The organism is Alteromonas sp. CNT1-28 (genome assembly GCF_022348345.1).
GTDB lineage: Bacteria > Pseudomonadota > Gammaproteobacteria > Enterobacterales > Alteromonadaceae > Alteromonas > Alteromonas macleodii.
In genome coordinates, this window is sequence record NZ_JAKREZ010000011.1 from 1 (window position 1) to 22811 (window position 22811).

At 45.4% G+C, this 22811-nt stretch carries 20 protein-coding genes; 16 read left to right on the forward strand and 4 right to left on the reverse strand.

The annotated features are described in order from the left end of the window. From MHN02_RS09225 to dapE, 3 genes are all read left to right on the forward strand, one after another. Positions 1-206 (forward strand): hypothetical protein (locus MHN02_RS09225; protein ID WP_239245697.1); only part of this gene is annotated, 206 nt, incomplete at its 5' end. A 121-nt stretch (positions 207-327) separates the two neighbouring features. Next, positions 328-2220, forward strand: a complete 1893-nt coding sequence (locus tag MHN02_RS09230) for a SurA N-terminal domain-containing protein (protein WP_049586561.1) — start codon at positions 328-330, stop codon at positions 2218-2220. 534 nt (positions 2221-2754) lie between these two features. Next, entirely contained in the window at positions 2755-3930 is a 1176-nt protein-coding gene (gene dapE / locus MHN02_RS09235) for a succinyl-diaminopimelate desuccinylase (RefSeq protein WP_239245700.1), read from the forward strand. Positions 3931-4005: 75 nt separating this feature from the next. Here the strand turns inward: dapE and MHN02_RS09240 are convergent, their stop codons facing one another. The 3 genes from MHN02_RS09240 to MHN02_RS09250 form a co-directional block, all read right to left on the reverse strand. Next, positions 4006-5793, reverse strand: a complete 1788-nt coding sequence (locus MHN02_RS09240) for a lysophospholipid acyltransferase family protein (RefSeq protein ID WP_272492374.1) — start codon at positions 5791-5793, stop codon at positions 4006-4008. Between the two features lie 166 nt (positions 5794-5959). Then, positions 5960-6757, reverse strand: a complete 798-nt coding sequence (locus MHN02_RS09245; RefSeq protein WP_239245703.1) for a UDP-2,3-diacylglucosamine diphosphatase — start codon at positions 6755-6757, stop codon at positions 5960-5962. 103 nt (positions 6758-6860) lie between these two features. Further along, positions 6861-7766: a LysR family transcriptional regulator gene (locus tag MHN02_RS09250; RefSeq protein ID WP_239245706.1), complete on the reverse strand. Its 906-nt coding sequence runs from the start codon at positions 7764-7766 to the stop codon at positions 6861-6863. 119 nt (positions 7767-7885) lie between these two features. Between MHN02_RS09250 and MHN02_RS09255 the strand changes: the two genes are divergently transcribed. From MHN02_RS09255 to MHN02_RS09270, 4 genes are all read left to right on the forward strand, one after another. Continuing rightward, positions 7886-8785, forward strand: a complete 900-nt coding sequence (locus MHN02_RS09255) for a bile acid:sodium symporter family protein (RefSeq protein WP_239245709.1) — start codon at positions 7886-7888, stop codon at positions 8783-8785. A gap of 127 nt (positions 8786-8912) precedes the next feature. Then, the gene (locus MHN02_RS09260) at positions 8913-9743 is read left to right on the forward strand and encodes an SDR family oxidoreductase (RefSeq protein WP_171337337.1); all 831 of its coding nucleotides are present in this window, start codon (positions 8913-8915) and stop codon (positions 9741-9743) included. Between the two features lie 168 nt (positions 9744-9911). Then, a complete protein-coding gene (locus MHN02_RS09265; RefSeq protein WP_239245712.1) occupies positions 9912-11042 on the forward strand; it encodes a phosphotransferase family protein in 1131 nt (376 codons plus the stop codon). Continuing rightward, positions 11042-11794, forward strand: coding sequence for an SDR family oxidoreductase (locus MHN02_RS09270; protein WP_239245715.1), 753 nt, complete (start codon positions 11042-11044; stop codon positions 11792-11794). The genes MHN02_RS09265 and MHN02_RS09270 overlap by 1 nt, the downstream gene beginning before the upstream one ends. A 182-nt stretch (positions 11795-11976) precedes the next feature. Here MHN02_RS09270 and rpsT read toward each other — a convergent pair whose 3' ends face one another. Beyond that, positions 11977-12240, reverse strand: a complete 264-nt coding sequence (gene rpsT / locus MHN02_RS09275; protein ID WP_014950134.1) for a 30S ribosomal protein S20 — start codon at positions 12238-12240, stop codon at positions 11977-11979. A 449-nt stretch (positions 12241-12689) separates the two neighbouring features. Between rpsT and murJ the strand changes: the two genes are divergently transcribed. The 9 genes from murJ (at position 12690) to MHN02_RS09320 (ending at position 22810) form a co-directional block, all read left to right on the forward strand. Next, positions 12690-14249: a murein biosynthesis integral membrane protein MurJ gene (murJ, locus tag MHN02_RS09280; protein ID WP_014979802.1), complete on the forward strand. Its 1560-nt coding sequence runs from the start codon at positions 12690-12692 to the stop codon at positions 14247-14249. Between the two features lie 120 nt (positions 14250-14369). Continuing rightward, positions 14370-15290, forward strand: coding sequence for a bifunctional riboflavin kinase/FAD synthetase (ribF, locus tag MHN02_RS09285; RefSeq protein ID WP_014950132.1), 921 nt, complete (start codon positions 14370-14372; stop codon positions 15288-15290). 270 nt (positions 15291-15560) lie between these two features. Further along, on the forward strand, positions 15561-18380 hold the full coding sequence (gene ileS / locus MHN02_RS09290) for an isoleucine--tRNA ligase (protein ID WP_239245717.1): 2820 nt from the start codon (positions 15561-15563) through the stop codon (positions 18378-18380). After that, positions 18373-18921 carry a signal peptidase II gene (gene lspA / locus MHN02_RS09295; RefSeq protein WP_014977012.1) on the forward strand — a complete coding sequence of 183 codons (549 nt, stop codon included), beginning with the start codon at positions 18373-18375 and terminating at the stop codon, positions 18919-18921. The genes ileS and lspA overlap by 8 nt, the downstream gene beginning before the upstream one ends. Positions 18922-18935: 14 nt before the next feature. Next, positions 18936-19403, forward strand: coding sequence for an FKBP-type peptidyl-prolyl cis-trans isomerase (gene fkpB / locus MHN02_RS09300; protein ID WP_014950129.1), 468 nt, complete (start codon positions 18936-18938; stop codon positions 19401-19403). A gap of 2 nt (positions 19404-19405) precedes the next feature. Beyond that, entirely contained in the window at positions 19406-20350 is a 945-nt protein-coding gene (gene ispH / locus MHN02_RS09305; RefSeq protein ID WP_239245719.1) for a 4-hydroxy-3-methylbut-2-enyl diphosphate reductase, read from the forward strand. Between the two features lie 395 nt (positions 20351-20745). Next, entirely contained in the window at positions 20746-21396 is a 651-nt protein-coding gene (locus MHN02_RS09310; RefSeq protein ID WP_239245721.1) for a pilus assembly protein PilV, read from the forward strand. Next, a complete protein-coding gene (locus MHN02_RS09315) occupies positions 21393-22250 on the forward strand; it encodes a PilW family protein (protein ID WP_014979799.1) in 858 nt (285 codons plus the stop codon). Before MHN02_RS09310 ends, MHN02_RS09315 begins: the two co-directional genes overlap by 4 nt. Further along, positions 22247-22810 (forward strand): PilX N-terminal domain-containing pilus assembly protein, encoded by a 564-nt coding sequence (locus tag MHN02_RS09320; protein ID WP_014950125.1) that lies wholly within the window; start codon positions 22247-22249, stop codon positions 22808-22810. Before MHN02_RS09315 ends, MHN02_RS09320 begins: the two co-directional genes overlap by 4 nt. The last annotated feature ends 1 nt before the right edge of the window (position 22811 follow it).

The following is a 22811-nucleotide window of genomic DNA, read 5'->3' on the forward strand; positions in this document are numbered from 1 at the left end:
TGGCGATTGATCTGATCACCAAACGTCATGAATGTTCCTATCTTTTTTATCTTATTGATATCGCAATATTATTTGTGGGGATACCTCAGGGTCAGAGTAATGACTTTGACCCCAATATTCTAAGAGTAGAAATAACCCTACGAGGCTTGATGAGTTTTATACATGTCCTCGCAACGTTCGAACTTAACGAAAGACAGTACAAATAGTGTGTTTTGGTCGTTTATATTCGGCAGCATTGGGTTATAATCAGCGCTTATTTTATCTCGTACTCACGGATTTGTGATGGTTTGAGGTAACTGTAGTAAGCAACGGAGTTGAAGAACAATCATGCTAGAAAGAATCAGAGAAGGTTCTCAAGGCCCATGGGCGATGGCGATTATCGCGCTTATCGTTTTAAGTTTCGTATTCGCAGGTGTAGGTAGCTACCTAACATCATCAGGTACTACTGCAGTAGCTACTGTTAATGGCGAAGAAATTTCGGCACAAGAACTAGAGCGTGCATATCAGAATCAGCGTGCACAAATGGAGTCACAATACGGCGAAAGCATCGCACAGCTTTTCTCTAGTGAGCAATACCTCGCAGATTTCAGAAGAAATGTACTGGACAGACTTATTGCTGAAAAATTAATTCAGCAACAAGCGACGGACATGGGATTGCGCGTAAGTGATAAACAAATTCGCGAAACCATAACACAAATGCCTGAATTCCAGTTTGGTGGTCAGTTCGATAACGAACGTTTCCAAGCCATTCTTCGTCAAAACGGTTTTCAAGTAGCCGATTTCCGTGATTATCTGCGCGTTCAAATGACACAAAACCAGTTGGCTGCAGCGCTAACGAATTCTTCATTTGCGTTGGACGGTGAAGTACAGCAAGCGAATGCGCTACAGCGCCAAACTCGTGATGCGAAATACGTGCTAGTGAGCTCTGATGAATTTGCCGGCTCAATTGAAGTGACAGATGCGGATGTTGAAGCTTTTTATAATAACAACATCGCCTCTTTCGATACTGACGAGCAGGTTAAACTTGCTTACGTTAAGTTAAGTGTCGATGACTTGAAAGATCGCGTTTCGGTTGATGAAGAAGCGGTTCGCACGTACTACGAAAATAACCTGGGAAGCTACGGCAAAGAAGAAGAGCGCCGTGTTTCTCATATTCTTATCGAAGCGGGCGATGATGCCGATGCAGCGAAAGCAAAAGCAGAATCATTAAAAGCAGAACTCGACAACGGTGCAGACTTTGCGGCTCTTGCAGAAGCAAACTCTGATGACACATTCTCTGCCGAAAACGGTGGTGACTTAGACTTCATTACACCAGAAATGATGGACCCAGCGTTTGATGAAGCAGCTTTTGCTTTACAAAATGTTGGCGATGTATCCGACGTAGTTGAAACCGAGTTTGGTTTTCACATCATCAAGTTAACAGACTTAAAAGAAGCACAAGTTAAATCTTTCGATGAAGTAGCGGGTGAGATTCGCGATACGCTTCTTTATGACGCGGCTATGGAAAAGTACTTTGAGCTTCAAAATACGTTAGCTGAAATTGCGTTTGAAGTACCTGATACGCTAGAAGATGCAGCGAACGCGGTTGATTTGCCTGTGCAAGAGTCAGTGGTATTTAGTCGCAACACCGCACCTGCTGATCTAAGCTTCCCTGGTTTACTGGACGTTGCTTTCTCTTCTGAACTTATTGATGAAGGGCTTAATAGCGATATTATAGAACTAGACGACGAAACCGTTGTTGTTGCGCGTGTTATTGAGCATCAGCCTCAGCGTACTCAATCTCTTGAAGAAGTACGCGAAGGCATCGAAGCCTCTGTTAAGGCAGAAAAGTCGAAAGAAGCTGCAGAAGCTTGGGCGTTTGATATCGCACAAAAAGTGCGTGCTGGAGAAAGCGTTGAAAGCGAGCTAGCTGAAAAGTCTGTGTCTTGGGAGACAGCAGCTGCTGTTCCGAGAGCGGGCGGTACACTTGCACGTGCACTCGTTGACACGCTTTTCTCTCTTGCCCTTGAAGGCGAAGATAAAGTTGATGTTGCAACAACGGTAAACGGTGACGTTGCTGTTGTTATGCTTGAAAACGTTAACGCAGCACCAGAGCTTGAGAATGAGTTGGGTGAAAGCCTGAAGCAGCGCCTTGCTCAGGTACAAGGCCAGCGCGTTTATCAACAATATATTGATGCGCTTCGCGCAAATGCAGAAGTGACTATCTCACAGACGCTATAAGCACTGCTGCGTAAAAGTTGTCGCTGCGACTAGCAGTGACACCGGTAATTACTAAAAAGCCAGCCTCTTTCATAGATGCTGGCTTTTTTTATACAACACAGTGATTGGGTGTTTGTTTGAAGTGCGTTAGTTCGTTAAGAACAGCATCAGTGTATAAAATGCCGCAATAACACCAGATAACACGAATATGTACAGAAACCCTTGCTTGCCTTGCTCCAGAGTGTATTTGTTGGCTTGTAAATAGCCAAACCAGAGTAGTGACAAAATAAGGGGTATTAAAACAATGATTTTTAACACAGTAATGCCTTTCTTTAAGTTATGTTCTAGTTATAACAACGCGCGTTGATTTAGACAAATCTTAACGAGCCAGTCCTAGTCGCCAACTCACCCATTGTCGCCTTCCTTGTTATCACCCTTTATTATTTTTAGCTTCAGGTTACTTTGTCCGCTGTCATGGCATTGTCGTAAATCTGTTATTAGCGTGTCACTTTACATTTGTGTAATAGACCCATATTTCATAAAGGTTTCTTATGCATGTCAATTCAGCCTTTACCTTCCATAGCGCCAGCTCGCAGTATTCATTTTGCCGAAGTGCTAATGGCAAGAGCGTCGATTACCCCACAGGACGCGGGTTGCCAAAGTTACCTGATGTACAAGCTCGAAAAACTTGGTTTTTCCTGTGAAAAGCACACAATTAATGGTGTGAGTAACCTCATCGCTAGGTGGGGGCAGGGCCCTAATCACCTAGCATTTTGCGGCCATACTGACGTTGTGCCCCCAGGCTCACTTGATAAGTGGAAGTCACCGCCTTTTAGCCCTGTAATTAGCCAAAATAAACTATATGGACGTGGTGCTGCTGATATGAAAACAGGTATCGCTGCCATGCTCGCGGCAACAGAGCGAACCATTGCCTCGTTAGATAAGGAAAAGGTCTCTTTCTGGTGGCTAATCACCAGTGATGAAGAAGGGGAGGCGGAGTGGGGCTCTAAATGGATAGCTGAATATTTGGCATCTAAAAATGTCCAGCTTGATATGTGCCTAGTCGGTGAACCTTCTGCATCTGCATCAACCGGCGATACAATTAAGATTGGCCGCAGGGGCTCACTTTCCGGCACTATCCATATTGCAGGAAAGCAAGGTCACGTGGCTTATCCAAAGACAGCGGTAAATGCTATCCACAAAGCGAGTAATGTGATTAATGCGCTAACACAGTACCCATTTGACGAGGGGAGTGATGATTTCCCTGGTACTACGCTTCAAATAACACATATGGACACGGGAAGCTTCACTGATAACATAGTGCCTGGTGCTGTTCGTATAGAGTTTAATGTCAGATATTCGTGGCAGTTTAATCAAAACAGTTTATCGGTATTGCTGCGCAGTATTATCAATAGCGTTGATGCAGAAGCTGAAGTTAGTTTTTCAAGACCCTGTGAAGCTTACTTGAGCAAGCCCAAGTGTAATGCGGAGCACTGCTTAATTGCCTGCGTAGAAAAAGCGATAAAGAGCGCTACAGGGCGTTACCCTGTTATCAGTACATCTGGTGGTACTTCTGACGGGCGTTTCTTTGCTAGTGAGCACACACAAGTGGTTGAAGTGGGTGTCCCAAACACCACCATTCACCAAATAAACGAACACATTCATGTGTCTGATTTGCTCACTCTTGAAGATATTTATACCGACATTCTTAAGTATGTTGGCGAGCGATAACGACTTCTGAAATTTTCAGTAAAGCGGAAGGCCGTAGAATGAGAAAGGGAGCGTTTATCAGACGCTCCCTCTTGCTTAGGCTGTGGCTTTAAGCTGAATGTCAGTTAAGTAGCGCTTACGCTTTTTCTCGGTAAGCGTTTGCATATCAACCACTACTAAACCATCAATACAGTCGTTAAAATCTGGGTCTACATTAAAACCTAAAAACGCCACCCCGCCGTCTTTAGCCACTTCAGAATACTGCTTATACAGCGTTGGTACGTTTACGCCCATGTTAGCTAGTAAATGCTTCAGCTGCGTAAATTCTGCCTTGTAATCGTTACCTGTAAATTGATGTAACGCGTCGTTCGCCATTTGATACGGGCGCTTGCAGGTCGCTTCGCCAAACTTGGCAGGGAAGTAAATGGAATAGAATTGTACCAATAAATCTTTAGCGGGTTCAGGGTAGGCATTACTGAGTGACACCGCACCAAACAGATAGCGATACTTTGGGTAGCGGCTTAAAAATGCCCCGATACCAAACCACAAATAATCTAAACTACGCTTTCCCCAATAACGAGGCTGGACAAAGCTTCGCCCTAGCTCTAAGCCTTCTTTGAAGAGTTTGTCGTTGTTATTGCCGTATTTGAATAAGGTGGCAGAGTAGAGCCCGGTAGGATGGTCTGGCGCTGTCAGAAGCTCAGCATCGCCAAAGCGGTACGCACCCACAATTTCTAAATCGTTGTCATCCCAAAGTACAAGGTGATAATAGTGGGAGTCGTACTGATCGATGTCTCTGCGCTTGTTGGTACCTTCGCCCACGGCTCGAAACGCCACTTCGCGCAGGCGGCCAATCTCTCGCATAATTGGTGAACAGCTTTTGTGTTGGTATAGGTAAATCGATTTTCCGTCGCCAGTTTCACCTAAATGTTCGCAGTCTCGCATAGCGCGGGCCAGTTCTTTTCTGTCTTCTGGCATGGCAATAGAAGCCTGGGTTTCAAATACGCCTTTCTTGTTACTGCCAATGCGATACAGATGGCGCTTAAACAGCTTTACCTGCTCTTTTAGCGGTATATTGGTTTGCTGGTACGCTTCAAATGGAATAAGTTCGCCAATGCGCATAGGTAAATGCTTCTTACGCTGTTTGAACATCTCTTTAACGAGCAGCGCGGTGGCTAATGGCTTGTACACCATGGAAACGCCGTAAAAAAGCGGGCTATTTTTCGCGTCTATATAAACCGGCAGTATCGGTGCTTTTGCTTGCTTTGCAATGCGTAAAAAACCTGTGTGCCATCTGGTGTCGCGAACACCTTGCGGGCGTAATCGAGAAACTTCACCGGCAGGAAAAATCAATATGGCGCCGTCGCTGTTAAGGTGTTTTTGAATTGCCGATAAATGCTGTTTTGGTGTGCCTCCCTGCATATTGTTTACAGGTAACAGCATATCGTGAAGCGGTTCAATGGCCATAAGCATTTCATTGGCGACCACTTTCAAGTCGTGACGTACTTCACTAACCAGCTTTATAAGCGCAAGTGCGTCGAGTGAGCCAATCGGATGGTTAGCAATAATTACCACTCTACCTTCACTTGGAATGCGTTCTTTTTCTACATCGCGCGTGGAGTAGCTGATATTAAAATATTCAAGCACTTGCTCTACGAAATCGATATCTTCGTAATGCGGATAGGTTTCACCAAATTCGGTAATTTCACGTTCGTGAAGAAGGTGCCTTAATACGAAAGACAGCGACTTAAATAGAATGGGGTTATTTGCTACTTGAGGGTAATGCTTGTTCAGTACGTCGTTTACAGTAAACATAGAACCTGTTTCTCTTCCGGTTTTGGCGAACAATAGCAGGGCAATGTGACGCTTTTCACACAGTTTCATGGCAGTTATTTGACAGTGTTAAAAAGTTGTAACTATGACCTGTTGACCTATGATGTGAGGCACAGGTCAGCAGGCCCTAACCTTGATGGATGGAGTTGGAATTCACCTGTTGCTTGGTGAATAGCAAGAGTCAGGGGCCGTTACAGCCCCATTTGTGTAATGCCAGCTATGCTGCTTCTGAGCGAGAGGTTTTGGTTGTAATTGGTGTTACGGTGGCTGACTCTAATGAATCAAGGTAATGAATAAGAGATAAGTTACCGTTCACGTCTTCTGACAGTGCACTGCAGTTTTCTATCCAGTCCCCATCATTAATGTAGTGAATGCCGTTTTCAAAGCTGCTTTCAGGGTGATGAATATGGCCACAAACAACACCGTCGAGTCCCATTTCATCGGCGCGCCTGCAGCATGCTTCTCGATAACGGGCGATGGCTTCATTCGCTCCTTTAATGTGTTTTTTAATATAGCCCGCAAGTGACCAGTATTCTCGCTTGCGCCACGCGCGTAGGCGATTAAACTCTCTATTTAGAAAAAGCAAAAGGTCGTAACCTTTATCGCCAATCCACGCATGGAATTTGCCCATAGTTACATCGCCATCGAATTGATCGCTATGTAAGACTAAATAACGCTTCCCTTGTGCTGTGGTGTGAACCAACTCTCGTTCTATTTCTATATCACCGAATGCCATGCCAGAATATGACTGAATTGGTTCATCGTGGTTGCCGGGTAAGTACACCACACGCGTGCCGTCTTGGCTCATTTGCATGAATTTGTGCATGACTTGATTGTGCGCCTGTGGCCAGCGAGATTGCTTGGTCATTTGCCACATGTCAACGATATCTCCCACCAAATAGAGGGTGTCTACAGTGATGCTATTAAGAAAGGAAAGTAAGTATTCAGCTTTGCAGTCGCGATTTCCTAAATGGATATCAGAAAGCCAAAGTGTTCGATAGTGTGTCTTTTTCATAGCGGTTTCCCAAAGCGATGCCTTGGACCGTCACTATAGTTTTGCAAATTGACACTACCGTGACGCTTGCTTGACCATTGTGTTACAGCAACACAAATACGCGCTATAACCCCAACTTATTCGCCACTTCTAAAAGCCTATCTCGCATCCATACATTCACTAAGTCTTCATCGGCGTGTTTGTGCCAGTACATGTGTACGGGGAGTGGAGGGACGTCAAATGGAAGGGGCAGAATTTCGATATCGAATTTATTACTGAACTGTTGGGCGAATCGCGTTGGCATGGTCAGCAAAAGATCGCATTGGCTAACTACGTTAACGGCGGCAAAGTAGTGTTCACACTGCAATGCGATGTTGCGATGTAAATTGTGCTGAGCAAGGGCTAGATCTACCGTATCTAATTTAGAATCTTTTAAAGATACAAGCGCATGCTGTGCAACTGAATAGCTCTTGATACTCGGGTTGTCTAAGTAGCTATTGCTAGGCGCGCATACCACGACAAACGTTTCTTCACAGATAAACTGTGAACGAATGTCACGGCTGGTGGGAACTAATGCGTCAATTACGATATCAAGCTCTTTAGCGGCTAACGCGGGAGCAAGCTCGGGCCAGGTAACCTGTCTGCTATTCACCGTGATGTTGGGAGTATGTTTAACAAGCTCTGGAATAAGCACGGGAAAAAATATAGATTCTAAAACATCTCTCAAGCCAAGGTTCACCTGACGGGGTTTATCACTTATATCAAAGCCCACTTTACCTATTAACGTGCTTTCAAGGGTTTCTATTGATTTCACAACCGATGCAATAATGCCTTGGCAAAATGGGGTAGGCACGACTTGTCGCCCATGACGAATAAACAGCGGATCATCAAACTTCTCTCGCAGACGACCTAAGGCGTGACTCACCGCAGGCTGCGTAATATGTAACGCGTTGGCGGCTTTCGTAATGCTGCCCTGATCGTAGACCGCGCGCAGCACAACAAACAAATTTAGATCTAATTTTCCATGCATATTATTTATGGGTTTCCATAATAAGGCATCATTTTTATTTATTATTAAACAGGGTACACTGACTGAAATGTTAATAAAAGGTTTCTTTAATAGAGGCTTCTTTTGTAAGGGGCGTGTGCATGCAGGCATCTGTACTTACCGAGGTGTTGTTACCTCTAGCGTTGGCATTTGTTATGTTTGGTATGGGGCTAACGCTAACCCTTGCAGACTTTGCCCGACTACTTAAAGCACCCAAAGCAGTAATAACGGGTTTTATAGGGCAAATTATATTGCTGCCTATGTTGGCGCTAGGACTGTGCTTTGTTTTTGGTCTACCCGATTATATCGCGGTTGGTGTCATGGTTTTAGCGGCATGCCCAGGCGGCACGACCAGTAATTTAATCAGCCACATCGCAAAAGCAAATCTGGCCCTTTCAGTAAGCTTAACCGCTATTTCTACCATCGCTTGCGTTTTCTCAACGCCCTTTATCATTCAATTTGCTCTTGATTACTTTGTAAAAGAAAACGCGCCAGACTTTTCTATTATTCAAACAGTGATCGGGCTGGTTGGTATATCAATTGTACCGGTCATTTTAGGCATGACCATTCGTCGCTTTAACAGCAGGTTTGCTACTAAAACTGAAAGCTTCTTTCGGCAGTTTTCTATGTATTTCATGTTGCTTATGATTGTGGGCGTACTGGTTTCAGAAAGAAACAATTTAGCCGCGTCCTTTGAAAGCGCGTTTTTGGTTTGCTTAACGTTAAATTTATCATCGGTATTGTTAGGGCTCGGGCTTGCTAAGCTTTCAAACCTAGCATTTAAAGACTCGCTCACGCTGGCCATTGAAATAGGCGTGCAAAACGCGGCGCTTGCAATGCTGATATGTATTACCTTTTTAGATGCGCCTGATTACGCGATTGCACCTGGTGTATATGGCGTAGCAATGTACATCGGGCCCGCACTATTGGCCCTGTGGGCAAAACGAAAAATGCGTAACGAACAGCCAACAGTGTCGCTGCAAAAGACGGAATCAGTTTGATTGGATTGATAAGGCGGTCAATTAGAGAGAATAGTGAAGTACTGATTAGCGCTTAACACAATAAAGCGCAACTAAACATAAACGCCGATACAAGAATAATGAAACAAGAACAGTTAGGAAACACATCATGCGCGTATTGATTACCGGTGGCGCTACCGGCTTAGGTCAGGCCATTGCCCTTAAGTGGGCGGAAAAGTGGGCAGGCAAAGACGAGGGGTTAGATATTTGCATTGCCGATATTAACCAAGAAAGAGGCGATGAAACAGTGAATACGCTATCCGCCCAAGGTGCCAATGCGTTTTACATCCATTGCGATATAACCTCTGAAAATGATGTTCAAACGTTAGCGAACACCTTGGAAACTCGCTGGGGCGGTGTTGACACTGTGTTTAACAATGCGGGTGTTGCTTCTGGTGGCAGCCTTTTAGATGAGAGCATTGAGCAGTGGCAGTGGGTGTTTGATATTAATGTGTTAGGCATGGTGAGAGTCAGTCGTGCCCTCTTACCTATAATGCGAGAGCAAGGCGGTGGCTATTTCATTAATATTGCATCGCAAGCGGGGCTAACGCCTATTCCTTATATGGGAAGTTATAACGCGGTTAAAGCCGCAGTCGTGTCGTTTTCTGAAACCATGAAGTTGGAATTAGCACCTGACAATATTGACGTTAGTGTAGTTTGCCCAAGCTTCTTCAAAACGAATTTAGATGAGTCGATGCGAAGCAGTAACCCGGCGTCGCACAAAATGCTCGATAAGTTCTTTGCCAAAGCAGACATGACGAAAGAAGACGTGGCTGAGTCCATATTTCAGCAAGTCGATAAAAAGCAGTTTCTAATTCTTACCCATAAACTGGGTAAACGCGCTTTTCTGTTAAAGAAGCTGCTGCCAACCCAGCGCTATATCAAAAATATGCTCAATCAAACGAAGATGATGAAGCGTGCAATGGAAAAGCAAAGTTAGGCAAAACGGAATCGGGCTCACGTATGTTTGTCGCCAAGCTGTCCGAAGATAATTGTTGATCTGCACTTGTGTTGGCACAAACCGAAAGCAGGGGTGTCGTTGAGCAAAAGACTGTGAGTAAGCACTTTGAATAACTCCTTTGTAACAGAATTAAAAGAAGAATGAGATATGCAACAACAGGTCGTAGATAAAGCCGACAGTGTGCGTGCGGGCGAAGAGCTAGACGTGAGCGCTGTGCACAATTGGCTTAAGGAAAATATTAGTGCCTCGAGTCCATCATTGAAGGACACGATACAAAGTAGCGATAACTTGCCTCAAGTCACCCAGTATTCTGGGGGCGCGTCTAATTGGACGTATTGCTTGAACTATCAAGGCAGTAAACAAAACCAGAGCGAACAAACGTCGTTAATTTTGCGTCGGGCACCGGCAGGTACTAAAGCCAAAGGGGCTCACGATATGGGGCGGGAGTTTCGATTACAGCATGCGTTAAAGCCTGTTTACCGCTATGTGCCAGAAATGCTTGGACTTTGTGAAGACGAGAGCGTTATAGGCACAGAGTTTTACGTAATGGAGAAGTTCACCGGCGTGATACCACGTAAGAACTTACCCAAAGGCTTAAACACGTCTGAGCAGCAAACCAAACAACTCTGCACTAATGTACTTGATAGCTTAATCGAGCTTCATAAAGTGGATTATAAGAAAGCGGGGCTTGAGCACTTAGGTAAAGGTGCTGGCTATATAGAACGCCAAATAAGCGGGTGGAGCGAACGCTATAGTAAAGCAAAAACCTGGAATGTCCCCTCGGGTAAAAAAATAATGCGCTGGCTAGAAAACCACATGCCCGCTAATGAACGCATTTGTATTACCCACAATGACTTCCGATTCGACAACGTGGTGTTAAAGCCAGATAACTATACGCAAATTATTGGTGTGTTGGACTGGGAACTGGCGACCTTGGGCGACCCGCTTATGGATTTGGGTAATACCTTGGCGTATTGGGTACAAGCGGATGATGACTTTTTGGCCCAATCAACGCGCCGCCAGCCTACTCACTTACCCGGTATGCTAACTCGAAAGCAGGTGGTTGCGTACTACTGCAAAGAGATGGAAATAGATGTAGATGATTTTACCTTTTACGAGGTATACGGGCTTTTCCGTTTAGCCGGTATTGCCCAGCAAATCTACTATCGATACCACCACAAGCAAACCAATAATCCAGCGTTTAAAAACTTTTGGATCTTCATTCATTACTTAATGTGGCGTTGTAATAAGGCCATAAAAGCATCAGGAAAGCGATAATGACAACAAGACGAAATATTCTGATCACGGGCGCGAGTTCAGGCCTAGGCAAGGGAATGGCGATTGAGTTTGCCAAACAGGGTTGTAACCTCGCCCTATGCGCAAGACGCTTTGAGAATTTAGAAAAATTGAAAGACGAATTGCATTCAATTAACCCAAACATTGATGTGTATATTCGCTCGCTGGATGTCAATGATCACGATGCGGTGTTTGAAGTGTTTGACGCATTCAAAAATGACATGGGAACCCTTGATAGAGTTATTGTTAATGCTGGAATGGGCAAGGGCGCGTCGATTGGTACGGGGTATTTCCACGCTAACAAGCAAACGGCGGTGACTAACTTTGTGTCGGCGCTAGCACAATGTGAAGCGGCAATGGCTATCTTTAGGGCACAAAATAGTGGTCATCTTGTGACGATTTCATCTATAAGCGCGGTGCGCGGTTTTAGACGCGCCATGACCGTATACGCAGCAACGAAAGCGGGCCTTACATCTATGACTGAAGGCATTCGAATGGATGTAATGAATACGCCAATTAAAGTCACCTGTATTCACCCCGGTTTTATTCGCAGCGAGATAAACGAAAAAGTAGAGAAGGTGCCGTTTATTGTTGATACCGATGTGGGCTGTCGCGCGATGGTCAATGCAATCAATAAAGAAAAAGCGAATGCGTTTGTACCGACCTGGCCGTGGGCCATCCTTCACTGGATCATGCGTATTGCACCGGCAAGCTCAATAAGAAAAATGAGCTGATAAGCGGATAGCTGGGGTGTGAACACACCGCAAAGACTTTTTATCCTGTGACAAAGCTCGCCTAGTGGTGGGCTTTATGCCTTTAAGTCTAAATTTGAAATCAGTAACCCATGCTAATTAGCGTCGATTACAGATACAAAAAAAGCGCCGAAGGGCGCTTTTTTAACTACTAATCGTAAAGATTAACCTAGTGCTTTGATTTGTGCAGCTAGACGGCTCTTATGACGAGCAGCTTTGTTCTTGTGAATCAAGCCTTTAGTAGCCATTCTGTCAAGTACTGGAGTAGCAGCAGTAAGTGCAGCTTGTGCCGCTTCTTTGTCACCGCTTGCAATTGCAGCGATAACTTTCTTGATGCTTGTACGAGTCATTGAACGACGGCTAGCGTTGTGCTGACGACGCTTTTCGGCTTGGATTGCACGCTTCTTAGCAGACTTAATGTTAGCCAAGGTGTAACTCCCAAAATAAATTCATGTCAAAAACGAGGGTGCGGATTGTGCCTACCAAACGCCCAAATGTCAAACGATTTAAAACTTAAATCGTTCCGCGTTAAAACGCGCAAGCTATTGAACACAAAGTATGCTCAACACGTTGCACATTCTTTGCGACATTTCTCTGCGACATTTTTTGAAAGAGATTCGTAATGATATTCTTTCAAGACATTTTAGCGATAGACATGCATAAACGACAGCACCCCATACCGGGCGCGGATTATAACAAGAAAGTTGTTAAAGATGCACAACTATTTTGAAGAAATCGTTTCGCCTGCGATAGCCTTTAGTTATTATGGCTCGCTTGCAACCTGGCGTTGCCGCTTTACGCTTAGCAAACGCCTTTGACTCTCTTTCAAATGGCTGATGCTATTCAGCCATTCTTTACCTTTTATTGGAAGTGTGACGTGTCACGGAAGTTAATAAAATCTGGTCTTATCGTCAGTATAATGACCTTGGTCTCGCGAATATTAGGCCTAGTGCGTGATGTTGTTGTTGCCAAGCTTATGGGCGATGGGGCAGCCGCTGACGTATTTTTCTTTGCTAACAAAATTCCTAATTTTCTTCGTCGTCTATTCGCTGAAGGTGCATTTGCACAAGCGTTTATTCCGGTATTAACCGAAGTCCACGAGAACGACGATAAAAAGCAACTCAGAGAGTTCGTTGCAAAAGTCAGCGGTACATTAGGCGCTATTGTTTTTGTAGTTTCTATTATAGGGGTAATAGCATCTCCTGTTTTGGCGGCTTTATTTGGTACAGGCTGGTTTGTGGCGTGGCTCGAAGGGGACGAGGCCGGAGATAAGTTTGTGCTCGCGTCGACCATGTTAAAAATTACCTTTCCTTATTTGGCGTTTATCTCTCTGACTGGGTTGGCAGGGGCGATACTCAATACGCTCAATAAGTTTGCGGTTGCTGCCTTTACCCCTGTTTTACTTAACGTATGCATTATTGCATGCGCAATATACTTAGCACCTACGCTGGAGCAACCCGCTTACGCGCTAGCGTGGGGTGTGTTTATCGGCGGTATTGTACAGTTCTTGTTTCAACTACCGTTTTTGTTCAGGGCAGGGCTCTTGGTAAAGCCAAAGTGGGGCTGGCATGACGAAAACGTGGTAAAAGTACGCACCCTGATGATCCCTGCCTTATTCGGTGTGTCAGTAGGGCAAATCAATTTGTTGTTTGATACCTTCATCGCCAGCTTTTTAGTTACCGGTTCTATTAGCTGGTTATACTATTCTGACAGGCTGCTTGAATTTCCCCTGGGGTTGTTTGGTATTGCCATCGCTACGGTCATTTTACCTACGCTTTCCCGGAATCACGTCAGTAATAACCCCAAAGCGTTTGCTGCAAATATCGATTGGGCGTTTCGCATGGTCTGTTTATTGGGTATTCCCGCAGCTGTGGGGCTTGGCGTGATGGCAAGGCCTATTCTGACCGTTATTTTTCAGCGCGGCGCGTTTACTGCAGAAACCGCCATTATGGCGTCTTACTCGCTTACCGCGTACTCGTTTGGCTTGCTCAGCTTTATGCTGGTAAAAATTCTTGCGCCAGGGTTTTATTCCCGCCAAGACACCAAGACGCCAGTGAAATTTGGTATTTGGTGTATGGTCGCAAACATGGTGTTTAACCTTATTTTAGCGATCCCGTTTGGTTATGTAGGGCTTGCTGTCGCTACCAGTATGTCAGCTACGCTTAACGCCGCTTTGCTTTATATAACACTGCATAGACAAGGTGTATTTGCGTTAAGCCGCACATCGGTTTTGTTTATTGCCCGTGTGGTTATTGCAAGTGCTGCCATGGGCGGGCTTATTTATTATCGCGATCAAGGCTTAGCTTTCTTTGAATTGTCTCTTTCCGCCCAAATGTTAGAGGTAGGAATAACCATTTCGCTGTCGGTAATACTGTTTGTGACCACCATGGTGGTTCTGGGCATGCGACCTAGGCATTTCAGAAGCGGCGGCGATTAGTATTCAATAGATGCGAAATAGAGCATGGAGCCAGAATGGCCCGTGTGCTTGGTATTGTGCTCGCGGTCGGCTATAATCGCGAGCTTTGATTTTCTAGCAGTTAAAAGGTAGTGGCTAACAGTGGAATTTATCCGCGGGCTAAACAATGTAAAACCGCACCATAAAGGGTGTGTGCTCACTATTGGCAAGTTCGACGGCGTACACCGTGGTCATCAAGCTGTGTTGGCTAACGTGCTTGAAAAAGCGAAATCGCTATCACTTCCTGCCACCGTAATGGTGTTCGAACCTCAGCCTGAAGAAGTCTTTATGCCTGATAAAGCACCAGCGCGTATAAGTCCTCTTCGCGAAAAGTACGAGTTGCTGCGCCAACAAGGTGTCGACAGGCTGCTTGCTGTGCGATTTAACGCGGAGTTTGCTAAGCAAAGTGCCGATACCTTCGTCCACGATTTACTGGTGGACAAACTGGGTGTTAAATTTCTTGTTGTTGGCGACGATTTCCGTTTTGGCAATGGCCGCAAAGGGGATTTCGAAATGCTTGAGGCGGCAGGTCGCCAATACGGTTTCGAAGTAGTAAGCACCCACAGTTTTACCATGCATGCCCATCGAATAAGCTCTACCGCGGTGCGAGAAGCGTTGGCTGACAGCGACTTTGGTCTGTCTACCGAAATGCTAGGGCGCCCGTTTGCTATTCACGGTAGGGTGGTTCACGGCGAGAAAAAAGGTCGCACCATTGGTTTTCCCACCGCGAATGTCATGCTAAAACGCCAAAAAACGCCAATTCACGGCGTGTTCGCAGTTCGTGTCGATGTAGATGGAAAACACTATAACGGCGTTGCGAACATTGGTACCCGTCCTACTGTTAACGGGGTAAGAAACCAGTTAGAAGTCCATATTTTTGATTTGTCTTCTGACCTTTACGGCAAGCCCATTACGGTGTTTCCGATGGCAAAAATAAGAGATGAAATTAAATTTGATTCTTTTGAGGCGTTGAAAGATCAAATTCAAGCAGATGCAGCACAAGCGCGTCTGTTATTAGCATAGTTAAACGTGATAAAGTCACGAAAAGTTTTTGCGCGTATCAGTTTTATTGAACTCGATTTTTTTAAACGTGGATCCTTGTTCGCGAAACGCGTAAGTAAGTCACTGTGCTAGAACATATAACGTCAGCCTTGCGCTAGTAAGAACGACACACAGTTTTACGTTGAACCTTTTACATTCAGCGTTTTAATTTGAACATCGCAAAATGAATATCGCCTTCACAATGTGTTAGTGCATTGGGTGAAAATTAAGGTAACCGGATAATACAATTTTATGAGTGATTACAAAGCCACACTGAACCTTCCAGAAACTGCGTTTCCTATGCGCGGTAACCTTGCTCAGCGCGAGCCGAAAATGCTTAAAGACTGGCAGGAAAAAGGGGTATACAGCAAAATTCGTGAAGCGAAAAAAGGCAAAAAGCCATTTATTCTTCACGATGGCCCTCCTTATGCAAATGGCGATATTCACATTGGTCACGCGGTTAACAAAATTCTTAAAGACATTATTGTAAAGTCGAAAAACCTTTCTGACTTCGATTCTCCGTACGTTCCTGGATGGGACTGTCACGGTTTGCCGATTGAATTGATGGTAGAAAAGAAAGTTGGTAAGCCAGGTAAGAAAGTTACGGCGGCTGAATTTCGCCAGAAGTGTCGCGAATACGCACAAAAGCAAATTGACGGCCAAATGGCTGACTTTAAACGCTTAGGTGTGTTTGGTGAATGGGATAACCCATACAAAACCATGGACTTCAAATCTGAAGCCGACATCATTCGTGCATTAAGTAAAATTGTAGACTCTGGTCACTTAGAAAAGGGCTTCAAACCTGTTCACTGGTGTACAGATTGTGGTTCGGCACTTGCTGAAGCAGAAGTTGAATACAAAGACAAAGTATCACCTGCTATCGACGTTAAGTTCCCAGTGGCTGATGTGGCTGCTATTGCAGAAGCGTTTGGTGTGTCTGAAGGTGATTTAACCACACACAAAGCAGGTGTAGTTATTTGGACTACCACACCGTGGACACTGCCAGCCAACCGTGCAATCAGCTTACACCCAGAGCTTACCTATGCGATTGTTGAAGTTCAGCCTTCAAATGAATGGCTAGTGGTAGCGCAGGACCTGCTTGAAAGCTGCATGAACCGTTACGGCGTTGAAGATTTCCGTGAAGTGGCAACCTGTACTGGTGCTGCGCTTGATAAGCTTAAAGTTAATCACCCATTCTTAGACCTTGAAGTACCGCTAATCCTAGGCGACCACGTTACGACTGAATCTGGTACAGGTTGTGTACACACAGCGCCAGCTCATGGTGTTGACGACTTTAACGTGGGCAAGCAATACGATATCGAAGTGTACAATCCGGTAGGTAACAATGGCGTGTATCTTGAAAACACACCGCTGTTTGCAGGTCAATTTGTATTTAAAGCCAACGATGAAATTATCGAAGTGGTAAAAGAAAAGGGTAACCTTGTCTTAAACGTAAAATACGAGCACAGCTACCCGCATTGCTGGCGCCACAAAACGCCAATCATTTTCCGCGCTACGCCTCAGTGGTTTGTAAGCATGGATAAAAAAGGCCTTCGCGCTGAATCACTTGAACAAATTAAGCAAACCAAATGGATCCCAGACTGGGGCCAAAACCGCATTGAGAAAATGGTTGAAGGTCGTCCAGATTGGTGTATCTCTCGTCAACGTACGTGGGGCGTGCCTATTCCCTTGTATGTGCACAAACTTACCGGTGAAATACATCCAGAGTCTGCGGCGTTAATGGAAAAAGTGGCACTGGAAGTTGAAGCTAAAGGTATTCAAGCGTGGTGGGATCTCGATGATGCAGCCCTGCTTGGTAGCGAATTAGACAACTATGAAAAAGTGACCGATACCCTAGACGTTTGGTTTGACTCAGGCGTAACGCACTACTTTGTTGTAGACCGTCGCGACGACATTCCTGCATCTGCCGATTTGTATCTTGAAGGTTCAGACCAACACCGCGGTTGGTTTATGTCTTCGCTTATGTCATCAACTGCCATGCACGGCCACGCGCCTTACAAAGAAGTGCTAACCCACGGCTTTACGGTAGATGCCCACGGCAGAAAAATGTCGAAGTCGGTAGGTAACGTTGTAGCACCTCAGGAAGTGACTAACAAACTAGGCGCAGACATCCTTCGCCTATGGGTAGCATCTACCGATTATCGCGGTGAAATTGCGGTATCGGATGAAATTTTAAAGCGTGCTGCCGATGGCTATCGTCGCGTGCGTAACACCGCACGTTTCTTGCTTGCAAACCTTAATGGTTTTGCGGTGGAAGACGCGGTTGCAGAAGACGACATGGTCGCCCTTGATCGCTGGATTGTTGCTCGTGCAAAGGCACTTCAAGAAGAGCTTATCGAAGCGTATGACAACTACGACCTGCTGGTAGTGTCACAGAAGCTTACGCACTTCTGTTCAATCGAGCTGGGCTCATTCTACTTAGACGTGATTAAAGACCGCCAGTACACCGCTAAAGCAGATGGGCTAGCCCGTCGTTCATGCCAAACGGCCATGTATCATATCATTGAAGCATTGGTTCGCTGGATGGCGCCTATTACCAGTTTTACTGCACAAGAAATCTGGGAAACGCTACCAGGTGAGCGCAGCGAGTTTGTATTTACTGAAACCTGGTACGAAGGGTTTAACAACTTCACGCAAAGCGATACGTTTAACGATGCCCTATGGCATCAAGTGTTAAGCGTAAAAGACGCGGCCAACCAAGCAATGGAGCAGGCGCGTAAAGATGGCGAGCTAGGTGGCTCACTAGAAGCGAGCATTTCGCTTTATGCTACCGAATCGTTGTACAACGTACTTGCAAAGCTTGAAGACGAGCTACGTTTTGTACTTATTACATCAGGCGTTTCGCTAACTAAGGTTGACAGTGCACCGTCTGAAGCAAAAACCACAGACGTTGAAGGTCTATGGTTGAGCGTTAATAAAGCAAGCGGTGAAAAGTGTGTTCGCTGCTGGCATCACCGTGAAGATGTAGGCTCACATGAAGGTCACGAAGAGCTTTGTGGTCGCTGTGTGACAAACATTGATGGTGATGGAGAAGAGCGCCACTATGCTTAAGCTTTTTCGCGAAACAGGCTTGCGTTTTTTGTGGATAAGCGCAATTGCGTTTATCCTCGACCAATGGAGTAAGTACACGGTTATCGACAGTATGTCGTTGTATCAGTCGATACAGGTATTGCCGTTTTTTAACTTTACTTACGTACATAATTACGGCGCCGCATTTAGTTTTTTAGAAAATGCAGGTGGTTGGCAGCGCTGGTTCTTCACTGCCATTGCTGTCGTGGTAAGTGTAGTGATTTTGTGGTGGCTGAAGCAGTCCCCCCGTTCGCAAAAAATGCTGCCGGTTGCGTTTGCCTTTATTCTAGGTGGTGCACTAGGTAACGTTTACGACCGTTTAGTCCATGGTTATGTCATCGACTTCTTAGATTTTTACGTAAACAATTACCACTGGCCAGCGTTTAACATTGCTGACAGCGCAATATTTATAGGCGCTGCCTTACTTATTATCGACATGTTTAAAAATGGCGACAAAAAAAGTGAAGGGAACGGTGCAGACGCGCGAGCCAGTGCCGCGGACAATAGCGAAACCATTAAGTAGTATTCGGAAAGGTTATGACAGACTCATTGATAATTGGTGCTGACAACGAAGTTATTCTTCACTTTGATTTAAAGCTAGAAGATGGCTCTGCCGCTGACAGTACTCGTGTAAACAACAAACCTGCCAAAATGGTGATGGGTGACGGTAGCCTTACGCCGAATTTTGAAGCGTGTTTACTTGGGCTTAAAAAAGGTGACAAAAAGTCATTTAAATTAGGCCCTGAAGATGCATTCGGCCAGTCTGATCCGAATAATATTCACTATATGGATAGAAGCCGCTTTGGTGCAGATTTGCAAGTTGAGGAAGGCATGATTTTAGCGTTTGCTCAGCCTGACGGTTCAGAGATTCCGGGGATTATTCGAAGTGCTGCTGGAGACTCTGTTACGGTAGACTTCAATCACCCGCTAGCAGGGCAAACGGTTATCTTTGACGTTGAAATTATTGATGTTAAACCTGGCGTGTCAGCACAAGGTGGAAACTAGTTATGCAAATTCATTTAGCTAACCCTCGTGGCTTCTGCGCGGGCGTTGATAGAGCTATCACCATCGTTGAACGCGCGCTTGAAATGTTCGAGCCGCCCATTTATGTACGCCACGAAGTGGTACACAATAAATTTGTGGTAGATGGGCTACGTGAGCGTGGTGCGCTATTTGTTGATGAGCTTCACGAAGTACCAGACGACTGCATAGTAATATTTTCTGCCCATGGCGTATCGCAAGCGGTAAGAAAAGAAGCGGAAAATCGCGGTTTAAAGGTCTTTGATGCCACGTGCCCCTTAGTGACGAAAGTACATATGGAAGTTACCCGCGCTAGCAAAACGGGCACTGAATGTATCTTGATTGGTCATGCTGGTCACCCTGAAGTAGAGGGCACCATGGGGCAGTACAGCAATGAAGATGGCGGTATTTATTTAGTTGAATCTGAAGCTGATGTGGCAACGCTTGAAGTTAAAGATCCGACCAACCTTTATTATTGCAGCCAAACTACGCTGTCTGTTGATGATACCGCCGATGTTATTGATGCACTTCGCGCTAAGTTCCCCAAAATCAATGGTCCGAGAAAAGACGACATTTGCTATGCCACGCAGAATCGCCAAGACGCGGTGCGCGACCTAGCCCAAGATTGTCAGGTATTACTGGTTGTTGGTGCACAGAATAGCTCAAACTCGAATCGTCTTCGCGAGTTGGCTGAAAAAATTGGCGCAAAAGCGTATTTGATTGCTGACGCTAATTGCATTCAAGAGGAATGGCTAGAAGGTGTAGAGCATATAGGCGTTACTGCAGGCGCGTCTGCACCGGAAGTGTTAGTGCAAGGTGTGGTAAACAAGCTCAAAGCGTGGGGTGCTGTTTCAGCTTCTGAGCGTGCTGGACGCGAAGAGAATGTGGAATTTGCTGTACCTAAAGAGCTGCGTGTTAAACAGGTCGTTTAATTTATCCGCACTATCAAAATAAAAAAACACCGCACTTAGTTGCGGTGTTTTTTTATGCTTTTGTCTACTGGAAATTCAACAAGTTGCGAATGGATAATAATACCTTTAGAACAGGGTATTTTAACATGAACAGGCTACACGGTTCGGCTTTAAGGTAACACCTTTTATGCCGTAAACGTACATTGTAAAGCGGTGTTATAGCACGCTTACCATTTAGAGCCTGTTACTTTAAAGATAAAATGGTTGAACAGTCTGCCTTGTACTTACTTGCTAGAACAGGTCACAGAAAATTATACGTTTTAATAACCATTGATACCCAGTGTTATACGCTTTTGTCTTACTATACTACATTGGTGATAACACCAATTTGAATGTTAGGTATATGGCAAAAAAAGATGATTGCTGAAAAGGTGATAATGAAGCGAGTGAAGGGAAGTCATATTCGCGCACAACACGGTGCAGGTCTTATAGAGATCTTAATCACCTTATTTATATTAGCTGTGGGCTTACTGGGTGTTGCTGCGCTCCAGTTTACGGGCTCTTTTGCCAATAAAGACGCAATAAGCCGAACTCAGGCCGAAATGGTGGCAGCGCAAGTTGCAGAACGATTGAGAGCCGCCGCTCGCCCAGCAACAGTGGGAGACGGCATGGTAGTCAACAATGCGTACTTCTCTAGCGATACCTATAATTTTGCCACGTTAAGTTGTTCTGGCTCGTCTCATCCTTATCACTGCTACTGTCTGGCAAGGCCGGCAGGGATCCCAAATTGCGAAGGCCAGGCTTGTAGTGAAGCACAGATGGCTGAGTACGATGGTTGGGCGCTATCGTGTTCAGCGGTACAAACCAACCCTCAAACTAAAGTGTCGGTATCGTGTGACGACAACAATACGGCAGATATTTACAGCTGTAGTGCAGGTTCTCGTGTAGAAGTGTTGTTGACGTGGCCTGTCGCTTCTTCGGGAAATCAGACCTATACCCTTAATGCGCGATGTAACGAATCTGAAGGTGACAGTAACGCATGTGTGTTTAAGGACATTACATTATGAATGCACGTCGCCACCGCCCACAGCAGGGTTTCTCCCTTGTCGAGTTAATGATTACGTTGACGCTGGGGTTAGTGATATCAGGCGCGATTATTCAAGTGCTCGTCAGTAGTAGCGTGACGAATAAGCTCAATCAGGCCGTGGCTCAAGTACAAGAGTCAGGCCGCTTTATCATGGCTCGCCTCTCTGCAGAATTCTATGAAGTCGGCCGTTATGATCAGATAGTCGCGGATGTGGATACATCCGTTGATATCGTTGCCGAAGCGGCCTATGTGGAAAATCACCCCATCGCTGTATCAGGGGATTTCGCTACCAACGCGACACTAGGCAGTATACAAACCTCTAGTGGCGGCAGTGATAAGCTGGTTGTGAGCCTACTAAGTGACGAAGATTGTACTGGAAACCAGCACGGCTATGGCGGTCTTGAGTTTCACGTTGTTAATCACTACTTTGTAAGCGGCAGTACACTTAAGTGCACGGGATATGATGGTCGGGTACTTCGTGGCCTAAAGGTGCAGACTGTGTCGCCCCTTACCGTAACATTGCTCGATAACGTCGAAAGTTTCCAAGTGCAGTTCGGCGTTTCAAGCAGCATTACCAATTCTCAAGGGCAAGCTGTTTCGTATGTAACCGCAGATGAAATTGAAGATTTAAGGGCGCTTAATCAACAAGTTGTGTCACTGCGCTGGGCGCTAATGCTTAAAAGCTATCAAAATGAAGTGAGACAAACACAGTCTCAGAAATATGCGCTGTTAAACGAAGCATCTAAAACGATGGACACGGCCCATTATTATCAAGTGTTCTCAAAAACGTTGGCACTTCGAAATATGAAAAATTTTGTCAGGAGTTCGCGATGAAACAACAAGGCTTAGTGATGGTATTCGCACTTCTTGTGTTGCTTTCAATCACTGTTTTAGGGGTAAGCGCGGTAACCAGTAGCTTGTCTCAGTCTAAAATGGCAGTGTCTATGCAGCAAAGTGGTTTGGCTTTTGATGCTGCTGAAGCAGCGATCGCGGGCGTTTTCTTTGAATCTGAAGATGAAACTTTACTTACCGACCCGAATAAGACAGACCCGCTCTCGGAAGCTCGGCAGGGTAACGTGTTTGACCCTGAAGCAGATTCAATGAGCTGTTTCGATGACGGGGAGTGGACTGACAGATATATGACTGAAGGCGGCCTTGCTGTTGGTGACAGACATGTTGTGGATGGCACGTATCAAAGTGAGGCCTCGTCAAAGAGTTGGTCGCGCACTGCGTTTATCAGAGAGCAGGCTTGTCGAGGCTCGAGTAACGTGATTGGTGGAAGCAACGTCAATTGCCATGTATTCATTATCAGAGGATGTGGGAAAGTGGCGGGTAAATCTTCTGTTGTGGCGAACAGCTTGGCTGCCTCTGTATTTGGCCCTGCGTCTCAATAGG

Excerpts from the sequence above, each read along its gene's own strand:
- MHN02_RS09230 (WP_049586561.1), top strand. The coding sequence starts at position 328 with ATGCTAGAAAGAATCAGAGAAGGTTCTCAAGGCCCATGGGCGATGGCG.
- dapE (WP_239245700.1), top strand. The coding sequence starts at position 2,755 with ATGTCAATTCAGCCTTTACCTTCCATAGCGCCAGCTCGCAGTATTCAT.
- MHN02_RS09240 (WP_272492374.1), bottom strand. The coding sequence starts at position 5,793 with ATGAAACTGTGTGAAAAGCGTCACATTGCCCTGCTATTGTTCGCCAAA.
- MHN02_RS09245 (WP_239245703.1), bottom strand. The coding sequence starts at position 6,757 with ATGAAAAAGACACACTATCGAACACTTTGGCTTTCTGATATCCATTTA.
- MHN02_RS09250 (WP_239245706.1), bottom strand. The coding sequence starts at position 7,766 with ATGCATGGAAAATTAGATCTAAATTTGTTTGTTGTGCTGCGCGCGGTC.
- MHN02_RS09255 (WP_239245709.1), top strand. The coding sequence starts at position 7,886 with ATGCAGGCATCTGTACTTACCGAGGTGTTGTTACCTCTAGCGTTGGCA.
- MHN02_RS09260 (WP_171337337.1), top strand. The coding sequence starts at position 8,913 with ATGCGCGTATTGATTACCGGTGGCGCTACCGGCTTAGGTCAGGCCATT.
- MHN02_RS09265 (WP_239245712.1), top strand. The coding sequence starts at position 9,912 with ATGCAACAACAGGTCGTAGATAAAGCCGACAGTGTGCGTGCGGGCGAA.
- MHN02_RS09270 (WP_239245715.1), top strand. The coding sequence starts at position 11,042 with ATGACAACAAGACGAAATATTCTGATCACGGGCGCGAGTTCAGGCCTA.
- ileS (WP_239245717.1), top strand. The coding sequence starts at position 15,561 with ATGAGTGATTACAAAGCCACACTGAACCTTCCAGAAACTGCGTTTCCT.
- lspA (WP_014977012.1), top strand. The coding sequence starts at position 18,373 with ATGCTTAAGCTTTTTCGCGAAACAGGCTTGCGTTTTTTGTGGATAAGC.
- fkpB (WP_014950129.1), top strand. The coding sequence starts at position 18,936 with ATGACAGACTCATTGATAATTGGTGCTGACAACGAAGTTATTCTTCAC.
- ispH (WP_239245719.1), top strand. The coding sequence starts at position 19,406 with ATGCAAATTCATTTAGCTAACCCTCGTGGCTTCTGCGCGGGCGTTGAT.
- MHN02_RS09310 (WP_239245721.1), top strand. The coding sequence starts at position 20,746 with ATGATTGCTGAAAAGGTGATAATGAAGCGAGTGAAGGGAAGTCATATT.
- MHN02_RS09315 (WP_014979799.1), top strand. The coding sequence starts at position 21,393 with ATGAATGCACGTCGCCACCGCCCACAGCAGGGTTTCTCCCTTGTCGAG.
- MHN02_RS09320 (WP_014950125.1), top strand. The coding sequence starts at position 22,247 with ATGAAACAACAAGGCTTAGTGATGGTATTCGCACTTCTTGTGTTGCTT.